Here is a 311-nt window from a genome sequence, read left to right as displayed (position 1 = left end):
GTGGTGCCGTGGGTGGTGTCGGGGCGTGGCGCGGGTGCGGTGGTGGCGCAGGCGGAGCGGCTTGCCGGGTGGGTGGGTGAGCGGCTCGAACTGTCGCCGGTGGATGTGGGGTTGTCTTTGGTGTCGTCGCGGGCTGCGTTGGAGCGGCGTGCGGTGGTGGTGGGCCGGGACCGCGAGGAGCTGCTGACCGCGCTGGGCGGGGTGGAAGGCTCGGTGGTGCGGGCGCGTGCGGGTGGCCGGACGGCTGTGCTGTTCACGGGTCAGGGCAGTCAGCGGCTGGGGATGGGCCGGGAACTCTACGACGCCTTCCC

The 311-nt window shown here is 73.6% G+C and carries 1 pseudogene; it reads left to right on the top strand.

The annotated features are described in order from the left end of the window. Nucleotides 1–42 precede the first annotated feature (42 nt). Nucleotides 43–311, top strand: a pseudogene (locus tag KUM40_RS33560) (polyketide synthase); the annotation flags it as partial.

This window comes from Streptomyces sp. AC512_CC834 (assembly GCF_019049325.1).
Taxonomy (GTDB): Bacteria; Actinomycetota; Actinomycetes; order Streptomycetales; family Streptomycetaceae; genus Streptomyces.
The sequence above is the reverse complement of the archived record's forward strand: the minus strand, read 5'-3'. Positions and strand labels throughout refer to the sequence as shown.